The sequence below is a fragment of the Flavobacteriales bacterium genome (assembly GCA_020635795.1).
GTDB lineage: Bacteria > Bacteroidota > Bacteroidia > Flavobacteriales_E > Vicingaceae > Vicingus.
This window is the reverse complement of sequence record JACJZD010000001.1, coordinates 124,952-149,454: the sequence shown is the minus strand read 5'-3', so window position 1 is coordinate 149,454 and position 24,503 is coordinate 124,952. Positions and strand designations below refer to the sequence as shown.

At 34.1% G+C, this 24,503-nt stretch carries 18 protein-coding genes and 1 pseudogene; 9 read left to right on the top strand and 10 right to left on the bottom strand.

What is annotated here, in order from left to right:
• Positions 1-11: 11 nt before the first annotated feature.
• From H6589_00625 to mraZ, 5 genes are all read right to left on the bottom strand, one after another.
• Positions 12-1,478, bottom strand: a complete 1,467-nt coding sequence (locus H6589_00625; GenBank protein ID MCB9173095.1) for a UDP-N-acetylmuramoyl-L-alanyl-D-glutamate--2,6-diaminopimelate ligase — start codon at positions 1,476-1,478, stop codon at positions 12-14.
• Positions 1,478-3,592 carry a transpeptidase family protein gene (locus H6589_00620; GenBank protein MCB9173094.1) on the bottom strand — a complete coding sequence of 705 codons (2,115 nt, stop codon included), beginning with the start codon at positions 3,590-3,592 and terminating at the stop codon, positions 1,478-1,480. The genes H6589_00625 and H6589_00620 overlap by 1 nt, the downstream gene beginning before the upstream one ends.
• On the bottom strand, positions 3,592-3,993 hold the full coding sequence (locus H6589_00615) for a hypothetical protein (protein ID MCB9173093.1): 402 nt from the start codon (positions 3,991-3,993) through the stop codon (positions 3,592-3,594). Before H6589_00615 ends, H6589_00620 begins: the two co-directional genes overlap by 1 nt.
• A gap of 83 nt (positions 3,994-4,076) precedes the next feature.
• Positions 4,077-4,976 (bottom strand): 16S rRNA (cytosine(1402)-N(4))-methyltransferase RsmH, encoded by a 900-nt coding sequence (gene rsmH, locus H6589_00610; GenBank protein ID MCB9173092.1) that lies wholly within the window; start codon positions 4,974-4,976, stop codon positions 4,077-4,079.
• The gene (gene mraZ / locus H6589_00605; protein ID MCB9173091.1) at positions 4,963-5,436 is read right to left on the bottom strand and encodes a division/cell wall cluster transcriptional repressor MraZ; all 474 of its coding nucleotides are present in this window, start codon (positions 5,434-5,436) and stop codon (positions 4,963-4,965) included. Before mraZ ends, rsmH begins: the two co-directional genes overlap by 14 nt.
• Before the next feature lie 286 nt (positions 5,437-5,722).
• Between mraZ and H6589_00600 the strand changes: the two genes are divergently transcribed.
• The 6 genes from H6589_00600 to H6589_00575 all read left to right on the top strand — a co-directional run bounded on the left by H6589_00600 (position 5,723) and on the right by H6589_00575 (position 9,813).
• On the top strand, positions 5,723-6,493 hold the full coding sequence (locus tag H6589_00600; GenBank protein ID MCB9173090.1) for an alpha/beta hydrolase: 771 nt from the start codon (positions 5,723-5,725) through the stop codon (positions 6,491-6,493).
• Positions 6,494-6,496: 3 nt separating this feature from the next.
• A complete protein-coding gene (locus H6589_00595) occupies positions 6,497-7,102 on the top strand; it encodes a YihA family ribosome biogenesis GTP-binding protein (protein ID MCB9173089.1) in 606 nt (201 codons plus the stop codon).
• A gap of 29 nt (positions 7,103-7,131) precedes the next feature.
• Positions 7,132-7,449 carry a Bro-N domain-containing protein gene (locus H6589_00590; protein MCB9173088.1) on the top strand — a complete coding sequence of 106 codons (318 nt, stop codon included), beginning with the start codon at positions 7,132-7,134 and terminating at the stop codon, positions 7,447-7,449.
• 61 nt (positions 7,450-7,510) lie between these two features.
• Positions 7,511-8,464, top strand: a complete 954-nt coding sequence (locus H6589_00585; protein ID MCB9173087.1) for a hypothetical protein — start codon at positions 7,511-7,513, stop codon at positions 8,462-8,464.
• 132 nt (positions 8,465-8,596) lie between these two features.
• The gene (locus tag H6589_00580) at positions 8,597-9,163 is read left to right on the top strand and encodes a T9SS type A sorting domain-containing protein (GenBank protein ID MCB9173086.1); all 567 of its coding nucleotides are present in this window, start codon (positions 8,597-8,599) and stop codon (positions 9,161-9,163) included.
• A gap of 101 nt (positions 9,164-9,264) precedes the next feature.
• Positions 9,265-9,813, top strand: a complete 549-nt coding sequence (locus H6589_00575) for a transposase (protein ID MCB9173085.1) — start codon at positions 9,265-9,267, stop codon at positions 9,811-9,813.
• Between the two features lie 88 nt (positions 9,814-9,901).
• Here H6589_00575 and hemN read toward each other — a convergent pair.
• From hemN to H6589_00560, 3 genes and pseudogenes are all read right to left on the bottom strand, one after another.
• Positions 9,902-11,263: pseudogene (gene hemN, locus H6589_00570) on the bottom strand (oxygen-independent coproporphyrinogen III oxidase).
• Between the two features lie 78 nt (positions 11,264-11,341).
• Positions 11,342-11,677, bottom strand: a complete 336-nt coding sequence (gene gldC, locus H6589_00565) for a gliding motility protein GldC (protein ID MCB9173084.1) — start codon at positions 11,675-11,677, stop codon at positions 11,342-11,344.
• Between the two features lie 61 nt (positions 11,678-11,738).
• Positions 11,739-12,755: a hypothetical protein gene (locus H6589_00560; GenBank protein MCB9173083.1), complete on the bottom strand. Its 1,017-nt coding sequence runs from the start codon at positions 12,753-12,755 to the stop codon at positions 11,739-11,741.
• Between the two features lie 48 nt (positions 12,756-12,803).
• Between H6589_00560 and H6589_00555 the strand changes: the two genes are divergently transcribed.
• From H6589_00555 to gcvP, 3 genes are all read left to right on the top strand, one after another.
• Positions 12,804-13,589: a PorT family protein gene (locus H6589_00555; GenBank protein ID MCB9173082.1), complete on the top strand. Its 786-nt coding sequence runs from the start codon at positions 12,804-12,806 to the stop codon at positions 13,587-13,589.
• Between the two features lie 12 nt (positions 13,590-13,601).
• Positions 13,602-14,396 (top strand): NAD(+) synthase, encoded by a 795-nt coding sequence (gene nadE, locus H6589_00550; protein MCB9173081.1) that lies wholly within the window; start codon positions 13,602-13,604, stop codon positions 14,394-14,396.
• A gap of 110 nt (positions 14,397-14,506) precedes the next feature.
• On the top strand, positions 14,507-17,371 hold the full coding sequence (gene gcvP / locus H6589_00545; GenBank protein MCB9173080.1) for an aminomethyl-transferring glycine dehydrogenase: 2,865 nt from the start codon (positions 14,507-14,509) through the stop codon (positions 17,369-17,371).
• A gap of 58 nt (positions 17,372-17,429) precedes the next feature.
• Here gcvP and H6589_00540 read toward each other — a convergent pair whose 3' ends face one another.
• Both H6589_00540 and secA read right to left on the bottom strand, forming a co-directional pair.
• Complete coding sequence (locus H6589_00540) at positions 17,430-20,753, bottom strand: S8 family serine peptidase (protein ID MCB9173079.1); 3,324 nt, start codon at positions 20,751-20,753, stop codon at positions 17,430-17,432.
• A gap of 260 nt (positions 20,754-21,013) precedes the next feature.
• Positions 21,014-24,352, bottom strand: coding sequence for a preprotein translocase subunit SecA (gene secA, locus H6589_00535; protein MCB9173078.1), 3,339 nt, complete (start codon positions 24,350-24,352; stop codon positions 21,014-21,016).
• Positions 24,353-24,503: the final 151 nt, after the last annotated feature.

Here is a 24,503-nt window from a genome sequence, read left to right as displayed (position 1 = left end):
ATCTCTATTTTTTAGTTTTTCTTTAATAATTCAAAAGTTTCTGACAACACCTTTAAATCATCAAATGGGTGTTTCACGCCTTTTATTTCTTGATATTTTTCATGACCTTTTCCTGCTACTAAAATGATATCACCATCGTTAGCTAAAGAGCAGGCCGTTTTAATCGCTTCCTCTCTATTTGTAATCGACAATACTTTTTTAAAGTGAACTGCATCTACCCCTTTTTTCATATCAGCTAATATTTCTTCAGGGTTTTCACTACGTGGGTTATCAGAAGTCAATATCACTTTTGTGCTATTTTCACAAGCTATTGAAGCCATTACTGGTCGTTTCAATTTATCTCTATCACCACCACAACCTACAACTGTGATTACATTTTCATTTCCTGTTCTGATATCATTAATGGTTTTTAAAACATTTTTCAATGCATCCGGTGTATGTGCATAATCAACAATTCCTGCAACATTATTTGATGATTTAATGTATTGAAACCTACCATCTACCGAAGAAAGAGCGCTGATTGCGGTTAACGTTTTTAAGGATTCCATCCCTAACAAATTGGCAACACTATATATAGCCAACATGTTATAAGCATTAAATCCACCAATAAGTTTCGTCCATACTTCATTACCTGCAATGTTTAATAACATTCCACTGAAATCGTTTTCTACCACTTTGCAGTTGAAATCTGCCATGCTTTTTAAAGCATAACTGTATTTTTTAGCTTTGGTATTTTGCAACATCACCAAGCCATTTTTATCATCTTTGTTCACTAACGCAAAGGCATTCGGACCTAAATCGTCGAAAAACATTTTTTTAGCTTTGATGTACTCGTCAAAAGTTTTGTGATAGTCTAAATGGTCGTGAGAGATATTTGTAAATACTCCGCCAGTAAATTCTATAGCTTGAACCCTATTTTGATGAATAGCATGAGAACTCACTTCCATAAAACAATATTCACAACCTTGAACAACCATTTCTCTCAACAACTTATTCAATTGAATAGCATCGGGAGTAGTATGAGTTGCTACAATATTTTGGCTACCAATTTTGTTTACCACAGTAGAAAGCAATCCTGTTTGATAACCAAGGGTAGTAAATAAATCGTACAATAAAGTAGCAGTAGTAGTTTTACCATTTGTACCCGTAATTCCTACAAGTTTTAATTCTTTTGAAGGATTATCGTAAAAATTTGCTGCAATAATCCCTAATGCTTTACTACTGTCTTTTACCTCAACGTAAGTAACACCATCAACGAGTTTTTGTGGAATAATTTCACAAACAATAGCAGTTGATCCTTTTTTGATAGCTGTAGCTATAAAGTTATGGCCATCAACTTGCGTACCTGATACCGCAACAAACAAACTACCTGACTCAACCAAACGAGAATCGAAACAAACCATTGAAACCTCAATATGGGTTGAGCCTACAACCTTTTCGATTGCTGTTTTATACAATATGTCTTTCAATAATTTCATTAAGACAGTTCTAATATTATTGTTGAGCCATTAATAATTTTTGAGCCGGGTAATATTGATTGAGTTTTCACTACCCCGTTACCTTTAAATTTCACTTCTAAGCCTTGGTTTTCAAGAATAAATAATGCATCTTTAATTCCCATACCAACCACATTAGACACCAAAGTACTGTTCACTTTTTTCGATTGTATTTCAACTTGTTTTTCGCTTGTACTTACACTTGCCCATTCACCAACCTTTCCTCTTCTTCTTGTTTTCACATCCAACTCTGCATAAACTTTTACCAAATCTTTTAAGCTACCATCTTTTGAATAAGGAATTTTAGAAACTGCCATAGCATCTCTACTTTCTAAAGGCTTATGAATATCAAAACTTGTAGAGTAAATTTTATCCGCTACTTCTTTAAAAATTGGACCAGCAACCAAGTTTCCGTAGTACACATTTCGTGATGGTGCTGCAACTACCACTATGCAAGAATATTTTGGAGCATCAGCAGGGAAATAACCAACAAACGATGCTTGGTGGCTAATTTTTGCAGCATTTTTATAACCACCAGATTTATTTGCAATTTGTGCCGTACCCGTTTTACCTGCAATTTTAAAATTGGCATTTTTCAGGTTTTTTGCAGTTCCATTTTCAACCACGCCTTCCAACATTTTTTTTGCCATTGCTATGGTTTTTTTAGAACAAATGGAATTGTTAATTACCTCTGGTTTTATTTCTTTAACTACTTGCCCACGTTGGTTAATGTGTGAAACAAACCTTGGCTTAACCATTTTACCGTCGTTAGCAACTGCATTGTAAAAAGTAAGTGTTTGCAATGGTGTTAAATGAATTTCATAACCAATCGACATCCATGGCAACGAAAGTCCCGACCAAGAAGCATCGCTAGTATTTTTAATCAATGGCTGACCTTCTCCTGCAATTTCTAACCCTAATTTTTTACCCAAATTCATTTTGTAGATTCTATCCACAAATGCTTGTGGTTTACTGCCATAATTTTTTACAATCAATTTTGAAATAGCCACATTTGAAGAAACCTCAAATGATTTTTGAACACTAATTACTCCGTAACCTCCCTCGTGCGAATCTTTCATGGTAGCACCATAAAATTTAGTTGTACCATCTTCGGTGTTTACCATATCCTCAAGGGTTAAATAACCATCTTCGAAAGCCGCCATTAAAGAAGCCAGCTTAAACACAGAACCGGGCTCTGTACTTTCTCCAATGGCAAAATTGTAGCTCTCGTCATAACTTCCATCTTTACGTCGCTGCAAGTTTGCAATAGCTTTTATACTTCCTGTAGAAACTTCCATTAAGATAACCGAACCGTGATCCGCCTCATGTAGTGTTAATTGATTTTCCAATGCATTTTCGGCAACATCCTGTAAGTTCACATCAATAGTAGTATAGATATCACTACCATCTAATGGTTCAATTTCATTTTCATCTGTAATGGGCATCCAAACGCCACCAGCAATTTTTTTCATTAATCGCTTACCGTTTACCCCTTGTAAATAATGAGTGTATGCGCCTTCCAAACCAACAGGCTTTATTCCTTCACGCTCATAACCAATGGTTCGTGCTGCCAATTTATTAAACGGACGAACCCTTTTGTTTTGCTGTGTATAAATCAAACCTCCTTTGTACTGACCTCTATTAAAAATGGCAAAAGTTTTTAACTGCTGTAATTCGGTATACTTAACATTTCTCTTGATTAATTGGTAACGAACACCTTTTTTTCGAGCTGAAACCAATTCTTTTTTGTACTGACTTTGAGATTTATCGCGAAACAATTTGCTTAACTGACCTGACAACTCATCAACTTCGTTGTAAAAAATATCGTCAGTTAAAGCTTCTGTTTTTGAATCAAAACGTACCTCATAAATTGGAACAGATGTCGCCAATAGACTTCCATCTACCGCATAAATATTACCTCTTACAGCATCAATTTTACGGTAAGCAGTAGTTAAATTTTCGGCTTTTTGTTTCCATTCTGCACCCTCAACATATTGCACATTAAAGGTTTGAGCCAAAATAACAATAGCAAAAACACCCACAAAGGCATAAACCAAGTACACTCGCTTTAATATGTCTTTTTTTAAGGTTTTCACTATTTTGTTATAATTTGCTTGTATTCTTTTTTGGTTACCACTATTTTACTTGGCGATACAACCGATTCCTTTATACCCAAACTTTCGGTAGCCAAAGCCACTTGCGATTGTTTACTTAAATAATTTAAATCTGACTTGATGGTAATGTATTCCGAACGCAGCTCTTTTAAATCAGAAGTTGTTTTGTATAAACTACGCACCGTTTTTTCAGCATAATACCCATTTGCGATATACAGAATTCCAATAACGGTTACAAACAACATATAAGGTAAGTAGCTGATTACGTTGTTCTTACTTAAAAAACTTCCTGAAAATATTGAAGACAACGACTTAACTACTTTGGGAGTATCTTTTTGTGGGATAGTTTCCTCTGGTGTTTCGGTCGTTTTAAATTTGTTCATTTATTCGTTCATCGTTTTTTGTTAATTGTTATCCGTTTTTGTTGTGTTAATCAGAAAACCATTAACTAACAACCTTTAACTTTTTACAATTTTTCAGCTATTCTTAGTTTAGCACTACGTGCTCTGTTGTTTATCTTTAATTCCTCATCGGTAGCTACTACCGGTTTTCTTGTTATCAATTTGAAATCTACCAACTGATTTCCAAAAAAGTCTTTCTCCAACTCACCCGAAAAACTTCCTTTCTTTAAAAAGTTCTTCACCAACCTATCTTCTAAAGAGTGATAAGTAATTACAACCAATCTTCCAGAAGGCTTTAACACCTCTTTTGATTGTGCAAGTAAATCCTTCAACACTCCCATCTCATTGTTCACCTCTATTCGTAATGCTTGAAAAACTTGAGCTAAATACTTGTTTCTCAATTTTCCTGGCACACATTTTTCAGCAACCTCAATTAAATCGGTGGTAGTTTTAAACTTTGTTCCCAATCGTTTACTTACCAATTCAAACACTAACTTTTTAGCATTGTTTACTTCACCATACTCTCTAAACACCCTCACCAATTCATCCTCACTGTATTCGTTCACTATTTTTGCAGCAGTAATCAAGTTTGTTTTGCTCATTCGCATGTCCAATGGACCTTCAAACCGAATGGAAAAACCTCTTTCCCCAACATCAAACTGATGCGATGAAACACCTAAGTCTGCCAGTAACCCATCAATCTGATTGATTCCGTACATTTTTAAGTAATTTTTTAAATACTTAAAATTTTGAGGAACCATTACCAATCTTTCATCCTTTACAATATTTCGTTCTACATCAGCATCCTGATCAAACGCAATCAACCTTCCCTGCTCACCTAATCTTTTTAAAATCTCTTTTGAATGTCCGCCACCACCATAAGTAACATCCACGTAAATTCCATCTTTTTTTATATCAAGCCCATCAACCGACTCGTGTAACATTACTGGATTATGATAACTCATTTCCAGCATTGTTTTGATTACCACCCATCACCTCTTCAGCTAAATCAGCAAAATCATCTGGCTCATCAGTCAGCAAGTTCTCATAAGTCTTCTTATCCCACACTTCAATTCTGTTCGAGTAAGCGAAAAGCACCACTTCTTTTTCGGCACTTGCATATTCCAACATTCTTTTCGGAAGCAATATTCTCCCAGTTGCATCCAACTCCAACTCTGAAGCTCCACGATAGAAATACCTGATAAACTCACGGTTTTTCTTCACGTATTGATTCAATTTGTTTACCTCCGCACTAATGCCTTCCCACTCATTTTTTGGATACAACACCAAACATTTTTCAAAACCACGATTCAACACAAAACGCTCTTGAGCAGCTGGATCCAATTGCTTACGAAGACCTGAAGGAAGCATTAATCTTCCCTTAGCATCCAGTTTACAATCGAATTCTCCAATAAAATTTGCCATTCAATTAGCTTAAAATCAGTGGTTTATTTTTCAAGATGTAAATATAGCTCATTTTTTACCACTTTCTACCACTTTCTACCACTTTGTTGAAAACTTTTAACGGAATTAAAAATTATTTGTTGCATCAATCTTTTTTAAGCCTTGATTTTAAAAGGTGTTGCATGGTGGGAGAAAACCACCAAAATGATTATTGAGATTTTCAACAAAATTTTGTTGAAACAACGCCCATTCTTTTAGATGTTTGTGTTCCAAAATGTTTATTTTTGGATAAACTAGAATCTACCACATGAGTTTTGAAAGCGAATTAAAAAAGGAAGGAAAATTTGAGTACTTCGAGAAAGGAGAAGGTCACACCATATTGGTTTTACACGGCTTATTTGGTGCGTTAAGTAATTTTGAAGCATTGGTTGAAGAATTTTCTAAAAAATACCGCGTAATTGTACCCATTATGCCTATGTACGATATGCCTATTTTATTGACAAACATTAAAAACTTTAACAAGCATATCGAGAAATTTGTCGCATTTAAGAAACTTGAAAATTTTACCATTTTAGGTAATTCTTTAGGTGGACACATTTCATTAGTTTACACGAAAAGAAACCCCGAAAAAGTACATTCCATGGTGCTAACTGGAAGCTCTGGTTTATACGAAAACGCTTTTGGAGGCTCATTTCCAAGACGAGAAGACAAAGAATATTTAAGACAAAAAATTGCATTGACTTTTTACGATCCTGCTATTGTTACTGACGAATTGGTTGACCAATTGTACGACATCGTAATGGATAGAGGTAAATTGATTCGTGTGTTATCAATTGCTAAATCGGCAATACGACATAACATGGCTAATGATTTACAAAAATTTACCATGCCGGTTTGTTTAATTTGGGGAAAAAACGACAATGTAACGCCGCCTCATGTTGCTGAAGAATTTCATGCAAAGCTACCAGATTCAGACTTGTTTTGGATAGATAAATGCGGCCACGCGCCAATGATGGAACATCCTCAAGAATTTAACAACCTTCTTTCTGCTTGGATGGATAAGCGTTTCAACTTTTAAAAAATGAACATTAACACCGCCGAGTTTGTAGTAAGCAACTCGAAACTTTCGCTTTGCCCCCCAGCCAACAAACCAGAGTTTGCCTTTATTGGACGTTCTAATGTAGGTAAATCTTCGTTAATCAATTACATTACCAACAATAAAAAACTGGCTAAAACATCGGGTACACCTGGAAAAACGCAATTGATTAACCATTTTATTATTAACGACCATTGGTACATGGTTGATTTACCTGGATATGGTTTTGCTAAAGTACCCGTTAAAACAAAAATTAAATGGGAAGCGTTTATCTCCGATTACATTCTAAAAAGAGAAAATCTACTTAACTTGTTTGTACTAATTGATAGCCGATTACCTGCACAACAAATAGATTTAGATTTTATGGAATGGTTGGGAATTAAAGGCATACCATTTTCAATTGTATTTACCAAAATTGATAAACTGACCAGTTCTCAATTGAATAAAAACCTATTGGCTTACAAAAAAGAGATGCTAAAATACTGGGAAGAAATGCCCATTTCGTTTACGAGCTCAGCAAGTAGTAAGTTTGGAAAAGATGGCATTTTAAACTACATTGAGGGTATCATTACTGCTTACGAGAAAAAGTAATTTTATTGAATCATTTTAACTACCACTAAATGAAACAAAAGGACTCCATACAACTTTTTGAAGATAAAAAAGTAAGAACAATTTGGGATGAGAACCAAGAAAAATGGTTTATCTCTATTATAGATGTTATTGCAATACTTACTGAAAGCATTGACCCCAATGCTTATTGGAGAAAATTAAAACAACGCCTTAAAGAAGAAGGAAATGAAACCGTGACGAATTGTCACGGTTTGAAAATGCTAGCAGCAGATGGAAAAATGCGATTAACTGATGTTGCTGATACAAAACAGTTACTTAGGCTTATCCAATCCATTCCATCACCAAAAGCAGAGCCTTTTAAATTTTAATGTTAAAAAATTTATATATTTGATAGAAGATAAACTTATGTAAAAAAACTCAAACAATCACATGTACGGACTAAAAGAATTAAAACAAACAATAAAAATTGAAAATAATTCTGTTGAATGTCCAGTAAAGAATTGTTCGATGGTAGTTGAACGTCAAAAAAAGTTTTTTAAAAAAGATTCGAAATATAAATGTCCTATACATAAAATCTATATTTCACCAAGAACTTTTGAATATGAAACAACAGAGGACAACCTATTATGGACAGACCATTATGACACGAAATTATACATTGAGATATTAAAAGTTAAACGAGAAAGTAGAATCGCAAGAGATAATAGTGAAGATGCTTTAACATGGAATGTTATGAGATTTCTTGATAAACAAGATCTTTTATCTAGCTTTTTGAGTCAAATATCAAATAAGAAAATTAAAACCGCTGAATTAATCCTTTGGTCATATTATTCTAAAGAACAATCTGACTGGTCATTGCTTAATAAAGCTAGAATTGAATTTGGAGAAACAATTGCGAGAGGTTCCGAACCTGACATAATCATTTTGACTGACAAAACACTTTACTTTATAGAAGCAAAACTTACAGCAAAAAATAAAACAAAACCAAGCAACCCTAAAAATAGAAAAAAATACGAAATAGGAGGAAATAAATTATTTCATAAAATATTTAGGAGTGATTTTGAAACCATCTCAATATTAGAAGAACGATATGAATTGATGCGTTTTTGGTTATTAGGTTGTTGGATGGCTAAGCAATTGAATCTTGACTTCGAATTTTACAGCCTTGTTATGGAGAAAGAGGATATGCAAATTCAAACAGATTTTGGAAAACATCTTGTTGAAACAAAAGAAAGAAAATATTTAAGAATAACTTGGGAGCAAATTAGCAACTTTATAAAAAAGACAGCCATTACCAAAGAAAAGAAAATAATGATTGATTATTTTGAAAACAAAACTATTGGATATAAAGCAAATCAACTAATTAAAGCATTTAAGAATTAACTAATTAAGAATAAATTATTATCTCTAAAAAACAAAGCCATGAATTTTATTAAATTACAAATCATAATATTTTCAATTATGATTACCACTATTTCACTTGATTTAAAGTGTCAAAATACATGGTCACTGACAATGTCAGGGTTTGACCAAACTTATTCACCATGCGACTTTGTTACAGCCAGCAATGGAGATATTTATTTAAATGGTGTCAAATACGATACTGGCACAAGTGGCTTTATTAACAAACTTTATAAATCTACAAACCAAGGAACTTCTTGGGTAGAAGTTAGCACTACTGGATTAACTGATCTTGGAAATGTCCATAGCTTAACAATCAGTGGCAGTAAAATGATTCTCGCAGGTATGGATGTAATTTCCTCAAATGGTGCAAAGATTTTTATAAGTGATTTAAATCTAAATACTGGTCTTGGTGATTTAATAAATAATAATATTATGATTAGTTATTTTCCAAACCCTTTTGACTCATTCTTGACTCTTAAAACAAACTTAAACCACAAGAAAACAATTGACACCATAAATATAATTTCAATAACTGGCAAACTGATGTTTAGTTACGACAAATACACATCTACTTCACTTAATATGATAATTAATACCGATAATTTTGAATCAGGAATATATTTGTTGATTCTAAAATATTCCGAAAGCATACAAACCATAAAACTAATAAAGAACTAAATAAAAACTACCTCCCTCCTCGTCCCCTCCTCATCCTCGTTTATAACGAGGATGAAAGAGAAGGACGTTTTTAACGTCATAAAAAAAATTAAATTTGCTCCATGAGCGGAGATCGTTATAAAATAGCAGACCAACAAGGCTTGTACTTTGTAACATTTACCGTTGTAAACTGGATTGATGTTTTTACTCGAAAAGATTACAAATTTATTATTACTGATTCGTTGAATTATTGCATCGCCAACAAAGGCTTAGAAGTTTACGCATGGGTTTTAATGTCTAACCATCTCCATTTAATTATTAAAGCAAAAGAAGGTTATATGTTATCGCACATTATTCGAGATTTTAAGAAATTCACCTCCAAACAAATTGTTCAAAAAATACAAGAAATTGGCGAAAGTAGAAAAGAATGGTTATTGGATAAATTTAATTTTGAAGCTCGAAAAACCCGTAGAGCTGAGAATTATAAATTTTGGAAAGACGATAATCATGCTATTCAATTAGACAATACCGAATGGATTTTGCAACGCTTGGAGTATATCCATCAAAACCCAGTAAAACAATATATTGTTGAATTACCACACGAATATTTATTTAGTAGTGCAATAGATTATGCAGATGGTAAAGGATTGGTTAACATCTCAAAATTATAGCTTTTTTAAAACAGCATTAAAAATGCTTTTCTCCATCATCCTCGTTATAAACGAGGACGAGAAACAGTTAATGGCTAACCTGAAAAAATTAAATCGTCATTGAAAAAATACGTGTGGTTGGTGCATTACGTAACAAACGTAAATCAAACGCCATACAAACATTACGTACAAACGGTCGTGCTGATTCGGGCAAAGTCAATCCATTTGGGGTAATGTTTACCAATCCATCTGCTTCCATTTCTTTTAATCGCTCTAAACAAGCCGAGAGTTCTGGAAATTTAACTTAGTCATCTTTCCATGAAGCTTCAAAATGGCACATGATGTTTAAAATGTGTTGGCGTATTACCAAATCTTCTGCGGTTAATAAATGTCCTCTAAAAATGGGTATTACCCCTTGGTTGACCAATTCGGTATATTCCTCCACCGTTTTGGCATTTTGAGCAAAACTGTACCACGAGTCACTTATCGAACTCATGCCCAAACCAACCATTAACTGTGTTTTACTGGCGGTGTAACCCATAAAATTTCGATGTAAGTTTTTTTGTTCCATTGCCTTGTGCATTGAGTCGGTTGGTAAAGCAAAATGGTCCATGCCTATTTCAACATAACCTAAATCAAACAGCATTTGCTTTCCGGTTTCGTACAATTCTCTTTTTAACTCAGCCGAAGGCAAATCTTTTTCATCGTAACCACGTTGCCCCACACCTTTTATCCACGGCACATGTGCATAGCTGTAAAAAGCAATTCTATCAGGCTTTAAGCTTTTGGTTTTGGTAATGGTATCCACCATACTTTCTTTGGTTTGGTGCGGCAACCCAAACACCAAATCATGGCTAATCGAATTATACCCTATTTTTCGAGAAAGCTCAGTAACCTCTTTTACTTTTTCAAATGGCTGAATTCTGTTAATGGTTTGTTGTACTTTCAAATTGTAATCTTGCACCCCAAAACTGTTACGAGTAAAACCTAAATCAAATAAGGTTTTTAAATGCTTTTCAGTCGTGTTATTCGGGTGAGCTTCAAAACTAAATTCAAATTCTTCGCATTTTTCGGCTGTAACCAAAATACCGTTAATCAGTTTTTGAAGGTTTTCGGCACTAAAAAACGTTGGTGTTCCGCCTCCTAAATGTATTTCTTTAATTCGTGGTTTATCAGGAAAAATAGCACAATACAACGCCCATTCTTTCAACACCGTATCTACATAAGGTTCTTCAACACCATGTTGTTTGGTAATACGTTTGTGGCAGCCACAAAACGTACACAAGTTTTCGCAAAACGGTAAATGAATGTAAATGCTAATACCTTCAATTTTATTGCTTTCGTTAAACGATTTTACTGCAGTTTTTACCCAATCGTTGTAAGCAATACCATCGTTATCCCAAAACGGAACGGTAGGGTAACTGGTATATCGCGGGCCAGCAATGTTGTATTTTTGAACTAAGTTTGTCATTATATGGGTTGTAAGTTTTGAGTGGTGGGTGATGAGTTTTTATTTAAAGACAGTGAACTGATTACTGTAAACTAAAAACTAGTTAAACTTTTCGTTTCTAATTTTCTCTCCCATTCTTTTTCCTAAATCACGTATCTCGTTAGCCAACTCCTTATCGTTGGTAGCTCGTTCGTAAGCATCGCCCATCGTAATTACCGATTGGTAATAAAAATGCTTCATTTCGTCAATCATCATTTCTTTCGTCCACAAATCAATTCGCAAAGTATTGCGTTCTTTTTTGTCCCATAAACTTAACATAATAGACTTACACTCTTTTAATCCATCCTCTCCAGCATCGTCGGCTTGCCATTCAATTTTTTCGGGCACATGGTTTTCGTCTAAGGTAATTTTAAAGTTGATTTCCGATTTTTTCATTTTCTATAATTTTTTGTAATCGAATCAAAACACACCCCTAACCCCTCTCAAGAGGGGAATATTAAGGTTTGTATTTCGATAAGTTTAATATTTTTTGAGCATCTTTTTCGTTAACTAAATCTTGCACTTTTGCTTTAGGATTATTTTCCATAAACGCTTTTACAATTTGCAATCCAACCCATTGCCCAACTTTACCTGGTGAGCCCTCAGGAAAGCCTTGAACAAAAGGTGCTTCACCCATGTATTTAATTATTTCTTTGGTTTCTTTGGTGTAAAACAATTCATTGTCAACAAAATAAAACCATACTTGTTTTTCATTGTCTTCGCACCATTCTAATTGTTCTTTGGTGTAACCCATTTTAACATAATCTTCTTCGTAGGGAGTTAACAAATCCAAAATGTACAATAATTTTCCTTGATGCACCATTTCGGTTAACAAATCAGCATTCGATTCGTTCAACTCAAATTCGGTAGAAACCCACCCTAAAATTGAACTCGAAACCATGTGATTTTTGGTCATGTTAGCAATTTTATATTGCGGAAGACCTAATTGTACATATGCTTGATAATCGTTCCCTAAAAACATATCTAATCCAATTCCTAAATAGCTCGAATCGGTTACAATAGCATAGTTAAACCCCGAAACATACGTAATAATAGTTGGAATATTTTTTTCTGGAAAATAGTGATTATACAATTTAAACGATTCGGTTAATTCTTGTTGATAATGAGAAAAATCGCTAAACGTTGAATCCACTTTTTTATATACTTCCTTAACGTAAGAATCAGATTTAAACCCGTTCAAATAATAATAAACTGAAGGATCGTCGACAGCAGAAATATTTACAATGCTTTCAATAAAATGAGTAAAAAATGGGTCGTACTTTTTTCTTAATTCCAAAACTTCCGTATCGGTAATAGTTGGATAGGCGAACAAATCTTGTTCAAATCGGTTCAACTTTAACTCTATTTTTATGTTTAAGGTATCTACCGACGGTTTATCTGTTCCACATCCAAAAAAAAGCGATACCAACACAAAGAATATTGAAAAATGTACTGTTGAAAAATTAGAATTCATTAATCGCATTTAGCTCTTTATTAAGCGTAAGTTTGTATAAAAATTATCATGAAACTAAACGCAAAAATACTCACTTTAATATTATTTGTCTTATTAATTTCCCACCTTTCTGCACAAGATGGTAATTTTAACAACGACCCTGAAGTAAAATTTCAAAAAGATGTTCCATCGTTTCGTTTAGGATTACATTTTTCTCCAAACATTTCGTGGCTCGGACTAAATACTACAGGCTACGAAAAAAATGGAGTTAGACTTGGTTTTGCTTATGGGATTTCTACCGAGTTTTTTCTTGCCAAAAACTACCTTTTTTCAACAGGTTTTAACATTAACAACATTGGCGGAAATTTAAAATACGAAGGCGTTTATGATAATGCAGGTGCAGTTTCAGCAAGTGCAGTTAAACAAAACATAAAAATTAATTACATTGATATTCCATTAACATTAAAATTACGTACCAACGAAATTGGTTACATGACCTACTATGGAAATTTTGGTTTTGTTGCAGGAATTAAATACAGCTCTAAAACTGATTATGAATATGTTGACTTAAACAGCATTAAAAAAACTGATGTAAACAATACCAGTAACATTTCTTTTTTTAACATGAATTTGGTTGTTGGTGGTGGCGCCGAATACAACTTAAGTGGAAATACTAATATAATGTTTGGAGTTTCTTACCACAATGGCTTTGTAAATGTGATGAAAGATAAAACGCACCAATTAAATCCATTAGGAAAAGCAACCATTGATAGCAATGGAAAAGCCGTTTACACTGATAAAGAAGTGAATGCTACGTTAAACTATTTTTCTTTAGATTTGGGTATCTATTTTTAATTTATCACCATTTTGAATACCGAAAAAGTTACTCTACATATTGTAAAATGGCTTAGCGATTATGCCAAACAAGCAAATTCCAAAGGATTTGTGGTTGGAATTTCGGGAGGTATTGATTCGGCTGTCACCTCAACTTTGGCTGCTCTTACAGGATTGCCTGTTATTTGTGTTGAGATGCCCATTCATCAGGATAAAACACAAGAACAACGAGGGTTAAATCACATCAAATTTTTAGAGAAAAATTATTCAAACGTATCTTCAATTAGAGTTGATTTAACTTCGGTTTTCGATAATTTTCAATCAGCCACACCAAACTCAGCTAATACCGATTTGCAAAACTTAGCATTAGCCAACACACGTTCACGTTTACGAATGACATCACTTTACTATATTGCACAAATTAACAATTCGTTGGTTGTTGGAACAGGAAACAAAGTAGAAGATTTTGGAGTTGGTTTTTATACTAAATACGGCGATGGTGCCGTAGATTTAAGCCCTATTGCTGATTTATACAAAACCGAAGTTTACGAACTTGGCAAACACCTCAACATTATTTATGAAATATTGATAGCTCCACCTACTGATGGTTTGTTTGGTGACGGAAGAACGGATGAAGAACAAATTGGAGCTTCTTATCCCGAATTAGAATGGGCAATGAAATTGATTGAAGAGAACAATTTTGACAAAAATCATTTTACAGAAAGACAAGCAAAAGTATTTGAAATTTATACTCGATTAAATTTTATCAATCAACACAAAATGAACCCTATTCCGGTCTGTTTAATTCCTAAAAATTTAACACAATAATTCATCCTTAAAATTATTGTAAACACAAGGTAAAATCGTACCATTTAAAATGTACTTTTTATTACTTTTGTACTTCCTTATTTTGGGTATAATTATTTCTTTAAAACACTATGGCTACAAAACAATTTTCTGAACGTCACATTGGTCCAAGAGATACCGATGTAAACAGCATGTTATCTGCAATTGGAGCAAGTTCAATTGACGAGTTAATTAATCAAACCATTCCTTCTAAAATTAGACTTAAAAATGAGTTGAAATTGGATGAGCCAATGACCGAATATGAGTACCTGAATCATATTAAGGAATTATCACACAAAAACAAATTATTCAAATCGTATATTGGGTTAGGATATTACAATACCATTTTACCATCGGTAATCAAACGAAATATTTTTGAAAATCCAGGATGGTACACCGCATACACGCCTTACCAAGCAGAAATATCTCAAGGTAGATTAGAAGCTTTGTTAAATTTTCAAACTATGGTGTTGGATTTAACAGGCATGGAAATAGCTAATGCTTCTTTATTAGATGAAGGAACTGCCGCTGGAGAAGCAATGATTTTAGCTTACAACAGTAGAACTAAAGAAGCTAAAAAAGTAGATGCCAATGTGTTTTTTGTTTCTGACAAATGTTTGCCTCAAACCATTGATGTTTTAAAAACAAGAGCAACACCTTTAAGCATTGAATTAATTATTGGCGACTACAATACTTTTAAATTTACAGAAAAAGTGTTCGGCGCAATTGTACAATACCCAGATGTTACTGGTCAAATTAACTCATATGCTGATTTTACTGCTAAAGCCCATGCCAATGGCAGTATTGTTGTTGCTGCAGCTGATTTGTTAAGCTTAACATTACTAACTGCTCCTGCCGAATGGGGTGCTGATGTAGTTGTTGGAACTACTCAACGATTTGGTGTACCTATGGGTTACGGTGGGCCACATGCAGCATATTTTGCTACTAAAGATGAATACAAACGTTCGATGCCAGGCAGAATTATTGGTGTTTCGATTGACGAACAAGGCAATAGAGCTTTGAGAATGGCCCTGCAAACGAGAGAGCAACACATTAAACGTGACAAAGCAACATCAAACATTTGTACAGCACAAGTATTATTAGCTGTAATTGCGGGAATGTATGCCGTTTATCATGGTCCTGAAGGATTAAAAAATATTTCTTCAACCATTCAACGATTAACAGGAAAACTTGCCTCAAGCATTGATGCTTTAGGTTTGACAAGAGTAAACAATTCGTTTTTTGACACTTTAACTTATCAAGTTACTGAAAAGCAAAAAGAAGACATTCGTAAAATTGCGCTGGAAAGAGAAACAAATTTCTATTATACCAATAACACAATCTCAATTAGTATTGGTGAAACTGAAAATGAAGCTTCGATTTTGCAAATTACTAAAATATTTGCTGATGCTTTAGGTAAAAATAGTTCTTCGACTAATGAAATAAATGGTTTGCCTTCAAGTCTATCAAGAAAGACTGAATTTTTAACTCACGAAGTATTTAATAAATATCATTCTGAGTCTGATATGATGCGATACATTAAACGACTTGAGAATAAAGATTTATCGTTAACGCATTCTATGATTTCGTTGGGTTCTTGTACTATGAAATTAAATGCAGCTTCTGAATTGATTCCATTGGGTTGGGCGGAATGGGCAAACATTCATCCATTTGTTCCTTTTAATCAAGCAGAAGGATACCAATCTATGTTAAAAGGTTTAGAAAGAGATTTGAGCGAGATTACTGGATTTGATGCAGTATCATTACAACCAAATTCGGGAGCACAAGGAGAATATGCTGGCTTAATGGTTATCAGAGCATATCATGAAAGCAGAGGTGATTTTCATAGAAACATTTCATTAATACCATCATCTGCTCACGGAACAAACCCTGCAAGTGCAGTAATGGCAGGAATGGAAGTAGTTGTTACTAAATGTGATGAAAAAGGTAATATTGACGTTAAAGATTTAAGAGCAAAAGCCGAACAATATAAAGACACGCTATCTTGTTTAATGGTTACTTACCCATCTACACATGGTGTATTTGAAGAAAGCATTATGGAAATTACTCAAATCATTCACAGTTTTGGTGGTCAAGTTTATATGGATGGTGCTAATATGAATGCACAGGTTGGATTGACAAATCCAGCTAATATTGGTGCTGATGTTTGTCACTTAAATCTACACAAGACATTTGCTATCCCTCACGGTGGTGGTGGACCAGGAGTTGGACCAATAGGTGTTGCCAAACATTTGACTCCATTTTTACCCTCAAATCCAGTAGTTAAAACTGGTGGAGATAAAGCTATTACAGCTGTTTCAGCTGCTCCTTGGGGTAGTGCCTATGTTTGTTTAATTTCTTACGCATATATTAAAATGTTAGGTACTGAAGGTTTAAAAAAATCAACACAAACCGCCATTTTAAATGCAAACTATATTAAATCGAAATTAGAAAAACATTACGGCATACTTTATACCAATGAAAATGGTAGAGTAGCTCACGAAATGATTTTAGAATGTAGAGATTTTAAAGCAGCATCACATATTGAGGTTACTGATATTGCAAAAAGATTAATGGATTATGGGTTTCACGCCCCTACAGTTTCTTTTCCTGTAGCTGGCACATTAATGGTTGAACCTACTGAAAGTGAAAGCAAAGAAGAATTAGATCGTTTTATTGAAGTAATGATTGAAATCAGAAACGAAGTAAATGAAATTATTTCTGGAAAAGCTGACATGAACGATAATGTTTTGAAAAACGCACCTCATACAGCTAAAGAAATTACTGCTGACGAATGGAAACATGCTTATCCGAGAAGTAAAGCTGCTTACCCATTAAACTGGTTGCAAGCTTCAAAATACTGGCCAACAGTTGGTAGAGTTGACAATGCTTATGGTGATAGAAACTTAGTTTGTAGCTGTAATCCAATTGAAGACTACATGGCGACAGAAGCTTAATTAAAAAAGAAAAGCCCCGATAAATATCGGGGCTTTTCTTTTTGTTATAGAATTTCTTTTACTCTTTAACAAATTTATATGGATTGTCAACTCCATCAATCACTAAGAAGTACATTCCTCTTGATAATGAATTGATATCAATTCTATGAGTATTGCTTAATATTTTATCATTCAATACTGTTTTACCAAGCATATCAACTACTCTAATGTTATTATTTACCAATTTTCCATCAGTAGCAATCATTAATGATTCAGCTGCTGGGTTAGGGTAAACATTTAATACTGAAGATGTAATATCATCAATACCTACTGCACAATTATTAACAGTTACAGTTTTACTTCTAACTGTACTTAAACCACATGCATTTGATGAAGCAACAGTTACAGTACCAGACATTGTTCCAACAGTAGCATTTATTGTTGTTGCAATACTAGATCCAAACCAATCACTTGGTAATGTCCAAACATAAAAATATTGAGCAGAACCACCAACAGCAGTATAGGTTACAATAGAATCTTGACAAACTGTTGCTGGACCACCTACTCCAACTGGAGCAACTGGAGGACTAACAACAGTAATATAAGCACCTTTAGACTTCGTTGTTTGACCAAGGCTATCTGTTACTGTTAATTGAACACTATATGTTCCAGCTGTTGAATAAGTAACTGTTGGGTTTTGAGCATTCACACTAGAGGCAGTTCCTCCATAAAATGACCATGCCCAGTTAGTAACATTACCTCCCGTAGTTAAATCAGTAAATTGTACCGTATCACCCACACAAACATTAAGCGGAGTAGCAGTAAAGTCACAATCTAAATTAGAATTTAAATTATTCCATTTCCATATACCATGTTCACTTGGACTTACAGTAAATGCACCTGACCAACCCACAGAAGGATTAATAAATTCTACATAAGTATGTTGATCAGTATCAATAATATTCCAATTTAAACCACCATCTTCAGAATAAGAAGATCCTGTTCCAGTTGTAAAAGCAACATCAGTGCCTTCAATAAAACATAATCCATTTGTAAATACTGAACCTGTTGTAGTCAATTGAGTCCAGTTAGCGCCACCATCAGTTGTCTTATGAACTACGCCTCCAGTCGTTAATAATCCTGTAGATCCGTCTCTAAATGAGTAATTTGCATTTCCCATATCTGTTTCAGGGGTTTGGTAAACATTCCAGTTTAAACCTCTATTTACAGAATGATATAATCTACCCATATTCGTTCCAAACCATACCGTATCACCTATTACTTCTATATCTCTTACATAACCATATTCTCCAGCTAATGGATTGGGAATATTAGCTCCAGGAACAAGTGTCCAAGTAGTTCCTCCGTTTGTTGTAGTATACAACTCAAATTCACCATTACCAGCTCCTATTGGGTCACCTTGACAAAAACCGTTATTAGCATCCCAGAAATGAACAACATTTGTAAATGAAGCTGAATTATTGTACGTAGCAGTTGCTTGTCTTGTCCAAGATGTTCCACCGTTAGTAGTTTTCCATATACCTCCTATTTGACCTGCAGCATTTGGATACGCTGCTAACCAAGCTGTAGTTGCATCAATAGCAGAAATCATTGAAATACCTAATCCAGTATTTCCTACATTTATAGTTTGAGGAGTCCATGTAGTACCTCCATTAGTAGTTTTAGTAAACGCTTGAATATTAGCACCACCACCTGTACCATCATAAGCGACAGCCCAAGCAGTATTAATATCAACGATATCGATATGTCCAACACCTGTTGATGTAGCTGTGAACCCAGTATTTTGAATAATCCACTCACCATATGGTTCTAGACTCACATTAACATAATTCGTTCTAGTTTTAGCTTGAGTACTTTGAGAGTTAGTAACTGTTAACGTTACACTATACTGTCCAGCAGAAGCATAAGTAATAGGAGGTGGGGTTTGTCCAACAAATGAGTTTGGTGAACCTCCAGGGAAAGACCATGTCCAGTTAGTTATTGTATTTCCGCCATCCACAGATTGGTCAAAAAATGTAACAGACTGACCTTCAAAAATAGAAACTGGAGAACCACTAAACTGAACCAAAGGGTCGCCCGTAACAGTAGCAGCTACACAATTTAAAGCAGCAGTAGCATTTATTCTTTTTCCTATATCTCTAGTTCCACCAGTAGTAACACCAGTAGTTTTTAAACAATTTTCAATTTGAGCAGGTGTTAATGTTGGATTCAAACTTAACATTGATCCAACTAAACCAGCAGCAAAAGGACATGCCATTGAAGTTCCTGACATATTTCCATAGCTATTACCCCCAGTAGTGTATACTGTACTTAACAACCCTCCAAAACTACTTGAACCAGCACCCCCACCTGGTGATGCAATATCTACCCATTGAGTACCTCCATTATAGTTTGTAAAACTAGAAGGAGAATTATTTCCGTTAACTGAACCAACACAAATTACATTATTATAAGCTCCTGGATATGAAAGAGTAGAAACCCCATCATTACCAGCTGCAGCAACGAAAACAATTTCAGGATATGCATTAATTAAATTTTGGAAAGAAGCACTTGAAGTTGGTCCGCCAAAAGACATACTAACAACATTAGCACCATTCGCACATGCCCAAGAAACACCATCAAAACTATAATAAACACTATTTGATGATGCAGCAGAATTTGGAGTACATTTAACTCCAATCAATTCAACTTGTGCACCTAATGAAGCCATACCGATACCATTATTAACATCAGCAGTAGCTAAACCAGCACAATGTGTACCATGCGACCAACCTTGATCTGAACCGTATTGTAACGGTGGTGTTGCATCATTATCATTATCTGCAACATCATATTGCTTAAATGTTGTTAAATCTGAATGGTTAGAATAAACAGCATTATCAACAACAGCAACTTTTATTTGATTACTTCCTAAACTAATATCCCAAGCAGTTGTTGAACCAACTAAATTATGATACCAGATACTAGTTGAACTTGAATACTGTGGATCATTAGGAACTAAATCAATTTTATAAATAGGTTCCTTCTCTGCATATTCTAAAACATCTAGTGCGCTTAACTTCTCTACAACTTCATCAATTTTTGAGAAATCACTAAATTTAATTCTACAAATTTTTTGTAATTCTTCTTTTCCAGTGTAATATACTGGTCTATTTATTTCTGTTAGGTTATAAGAAGCTAATGCCTTTTGTATTTCCGGAAAATCCTTGAAACTTTCGCGCTTTACAATTGATTCAGCGTTTTCTTTAAGAACTTCAATTGTTTTTACATTTTTCTTAAGCTTCACAAGAACTGAACCATCCAAAAAATCGGGGCTATAGGTTTGTGAAAATGCCAAACTACTAAAAAGCAGTCCGACGATTAATGATAATTTATTTTTCATAATTGATTATTAGTTTAGTTAGAAATCAACGCAATTTACGATTTTTATGTATAGAAACCACTCAATGTTATTTTTTTAATAGGATTGTTAAAATTGTTAATTATCTCTATTAAACGAATTTTTAACCTATAAAAATCAATATTACTTGGTTTGAAACAGCTATAATTAGAGGGCGTTTATAAAAGTATGAGGTAAAACTTTAAAGTTTTACCTCATACTTTTAATTCTTTAGTTATAAAAAATCGTGGAATCCTAATCAATTATTTTCCATGACATTGCTTGTATTTTTTTCCACTTCCACACGGACAAGCATCATTTCTACCCACTTTTTTCTCAACCCTTACTGGCTGAGCTTTTGGTTGCTCTTGTTCTGGATTACCAGTATTTGAAGAAGTATAATCTGGTCTGCTCATTTTTAAATTAGCCAAATCATTTTTTACAGATGCAGGAGCTTCTTTTGCTTCAACTTCTGCTTGTCCTTCTTTTGGTTGAGGCAAACCGCTCTTCATTAAAAACCGAACAACTTCTTTGTTTATTTTAAGCAACATACTGTTAAACAGCTTAAATGCTTCAAATTTGTAAATCAATAACGGATCTTTTTGTTCGTAAACAGCTCCTTGTACCGATTGTTTCAACTCGTCCATTTCCCTTAAATGCTCCTTCCAATCCTCATCAATCATGGCAAGAATAACATTTTTCTCTATTGCTTTAATCAACTCTCTACATTCGGTATTATATGTTTTTTCTAATGGGGTAGAAACATTTAACACCTTCATTCCATCAGTAATCGGAACTAAAATATTTTCATATTGTGCTCCTTGATTTTCATAAACATCCTTAATTACAGGATATGCCATTTGAGCAATCAATTCCGATTTTTTGTAATAATGATTAATCGCTAATTCATGTAAATCTTCGATTAACTCTCCAGACTTGCTATTAATAAAATCTTCTTCTGAGAAAGGTGTTTGAAGAGCCAGCAACCTTATCAATTCTAACTTAAATGTTTCAAAATCCTCAACCTCTTGACTTTCATTTATCAAATCCTCACACACATCGTAAATCATGTTAGAAATTTCAACACCCATACGCTCACCATACAACGCATTTCTACGTTTTGTGTAAACAACTTCACGTTGCGAATTCATAATATCATCGTACTCCAACAATCTTTTTCGAATTCCAAAATTATTTTCTTCAACCTTTTTCTGAGCTCTTTCAATAGATTTGGTAACCATTGAATGTTGAATAACTTCACCATCCTCTAACCCCATTCTATCCATTAACTTGATAATACGTTCCGAATTAAATAAACGCATTAAATCATCTTCTAATGACACGAAAAACTGAGAAGAGCCTGGGTCACCCTGACGACCAGCACGACCTCTCAACTGACGGTCAACACGACGAGAATCATGACGTTCGGTACCAATAATAGCTAAACCTCCAGCTTCTTTAACTCCTTCTCCTAATTTAATATCTGTACCACGACCCGCCATGTTGGTTGCAATGGTAACCGCTCCAGCTTTACCAGCTCCAGCAACTATTTCAGCTTCTCGTTGATGCAATTTTGCATTTAATACATTATGACTTATTCCTTTCATTTTAAGCATTCTCCCTAAAAGTTCAGAAATTTCTACCGATGTTGTACCAACTAAAACTGGTCTTTTTTGATTTACTAACGAAACGATTTCATCAATAACTGCCGTATATTTTTCACGTTTTGTTTTATAAACCAAGTCTTCTCTATCATCTCTTAAAATAGGTTTGTTGGTAGGAATAATAACCACATCCAATTTATAAATATCCCAAAGCTCTTGCGATTCGGTCTCAGCTGTACCCGTCATACCCGCTAACTTGTGGTACATTCTAAAGTAATTTTGCAACGTAACTGTTGCATAAGTTTGAGTTGCAGCTTCTACTTTTACATTTTCTTTTGCTTCAATGGCTTGATGTAATCCGTCAGAATATCTTCTACCCTCCATGATACGCCCAGTCTGCTCATCAACAATTTTTACTTTGTTATCCATTACTACATATTCCACATCTTTTTCAAACATAGCATAAGCCTTCAGTAATTGATTAATGGTATGAATACGCTCAGCTTTTACAGAATAATCTTGAATCATTCTTTCTTTCATGATAAGCTTATCTTGTTCAGAAGCAGTTGATTTTTCAATTTCAGCAACTTCAGAACCGATATCTGGCATCACAAAAAACTTTGCATCATCTCCAGAACCAGTAATTAAATCAACACCTTGCTCAGTTAACTCAACCGAATTTGATTTTTCATCAACCACAAAAAACAAAGCAGCATCTGCTTTTGGCATTTCTTTATTTTGGTCTTGCATGTGATAATTTTCTGTTTTTTGTAAAACAGCTTTAATACCTTGCTCACTCAAAAACTTAATTAATGCACTATTTTTAGGCAACCCTCTGTGCGCTCTCAACAATGCTAACCCTCCTTTTTCTTGATCCTCCTTACTTATTTTTTCACCATTAATTAATGGTGTAAGCAATTTTTTTGCCTCACTCAATGCTTCGGTTACAAATTTTCGTTGAGCGGCTACTAATTTTTCAACTCTTGGTTTTAATTCATGAAATTCATGTTTATCACCTTTTGGAGTTGGTCCAGAAATAATCAACGGTGTTCTAGCATCATCAATCAATACAGAATCAACCTCATCGACAATTGCATAATGATGTTTACGTTGAACCAAATCTTCTGGCGTACGTGCCATATTGTCTCTTAAATAATCGAAACCAAACTCGTTATTTGTTCCGTAGGTAATGTCTGCTAAATATGCTTTTCGTCTTTCTGGTGAGTTTGGTTGATGTTTATCAATACAATCAACAGTTAACCCATGAAATTCAAAAATTGGAGCCATCCACTCCGAGTCTCTTTTTGCAAGATAATCATTAACTGTAACCAAATGAACTCCTTTACCTGCAAGTGCATTCAAATAAACAGGCAGAGTTGCTACCAATGTTTTACCTTCACCCGTTTGCATCTCAGCAACCTTACCTTGATGTAAAACACTACCCCCAATTAACTGAACATCATAATGAACCATTGCCCAAGTAACCTCAGCTCCAGCAGCCAACCACGAATTATGATAAGTTGCCTTATCCCCGTTAATTTCAACATGGTCATGCTTTGCAGCAATATCTCTATCCATGTCTGAAGCAGTTACTTCTATGGTTTTATTTTCAGCAAATCGCCTTGAAGTTTCTTTAATAACGGCAAATGCTTCATGCTGAATTTCTAAAAGAACTTCCTCAATTTGAGCTAATATCTCTTTTTCTATCGCATCAATTTGATTGTATATTTCCTCTTTTTCTTGAATAGAGAGTTTTAAATCGTTTTCAATAGCATTTTTTAATTCTGCTATTTTTTCTTCAGATGCTTTTGTTTTATCAGCTATTTTAGCTTTAAACGCACTTGTTTTAGAACGCAACTCATCGTTTGATATTGATTGTAACGTTTGATATACTTGTGCTGTTTTTTCAACTATAGGAGATAATTCTTTTAAATCTCTATCTGTTTTACTTCCTAAAAAAGCTTTTAGTACTTTATTTAATAATCCAGCTCCTGCCATTTTATATTTTTAATATTTTCAAAATTCTAACTTGTCAATTATGCAACCAAAACAATCGTTTATGCCATAATGACCTATATAACCGACAAATGTAGTTATTTAAAAAAGATGTACATATTTTAAGAAAAAAAACTATTCATATTATTCGTAT

What these genes read in the sequence shown, in the direction of transcription:
- H6589_00540 (MCB9173079.1), bottom strand. Translation starts at nt 20,753, where the DNA reads ATGAAAAATAAATTATCATTAATCGTCGGACTGCTTTTTAGTAGTTTG.
- H6589_00590 (MCB9173088.1), top strand. Translation starts at nt 7,132, where the DNA reads ATGAAACAAAAGGACTCCATACAACTTTTTGAAGATAAAAAAGTAAGA.
- H6589_00615 (MCB9173093.1), bottom strand. Translation starts at nt 3,993, where the DNA reads ATGAACAAATTTAAAACGACCGAAACACCAGAGGAAACTATCCCACAA.
- mraZ (MCB9173091.1), bottom strand. Translation starts at nt 5,436, where the DNA reads ATGGCAAATTTTATTGGAGAATTCGATTGTAAACTGGATGCTAAGGGA.
- H6589_00625 (MCB9173095.1), bottom strand. Translation starts at nt 1,478, where the DNA reads ATGAAATTATTGAAAGACATATTGTATAAAACAGCAATCGAAAAGGTT.
- rsmH (MCB9173092.1), bottom strand. Translation starts at nt 4,976, where the DNA reads ATGAGTTATCATAATCCAGTAATGTTACACGAGTCGGTTGATGGGCTT.
- H6589_00600 (MCB9173090.1), top strand. Translation starts at nt 5,723, where the DNA reads ATGAGTTTTGAAAGCGAATTAAAAAAGGAAGGAAAATTTGAGTACTTC.
- gldC (MCB9173084.1), bottom strand. Translation starts at nt 11,677, where the DNA reads ATGAAAAAATCGGAAATCAACTTTAAAATTACCTTAGACGAAAACCAT.
- secA (MCB9173078.1), bottom strand. Translation starts at nt 24,352, where the DNA reads ATGGCAGGAGCTGGATTATTAAATAAAGTACTAAAAGCTTTTTTAGGA.
- gcvP (MCB9173080.1), top strand. Translation starts at nt 14,507, where the DNA reads ATGGCTACAAAACAATTTTCTGAACGTCACATTGGTCCAAGAGATACC.
- H6589_00555 (MCB9173082.1), top strand. Translation starts at nt 12,804, where the DNA reads ATGAAACTAAACGCAAAAATACTCACTTTAATATTATTTGTCTTATTA.
- H6589_00585 (MCB9173087.1), top strand. Translation starts at nt 7,511, where the DNA reads ATGTACGGACTAAAAGAATTAAAACAAACAATAAAAATTGAAAATAAT.
- H6589_00580 (MCB9173086.1), top strand. Translation starts at nt 8,597, where the DNA reads ATGTCAGGGTTTGACCAAACTTATTCACCATGCGACTTTGTTACAGCC.
- H6589_00575 (MCB9173085.1), top strand. Translation starts at nt 9,265, where the DNA reads ATGAGCGGAGATCGTTATAAAATAGCAGACCAACAAGGCTTGTACTTT.
- H6589_00595 (MCB9173089.1), top strand. Translation starts at nt 6,497, where the DNA reads ATGAACATTAACACCGCCGAGTTTGTAGTAAGCAACTCGAAACTTTCG.
- H6589_00560 (MCB9173083.1), bottom strand. Translation starts at nt 12,755, where the DNA reads ATGAATTCTAATTTTTCAACAGTACATTTTTCAATATTCTTTGTGTTG.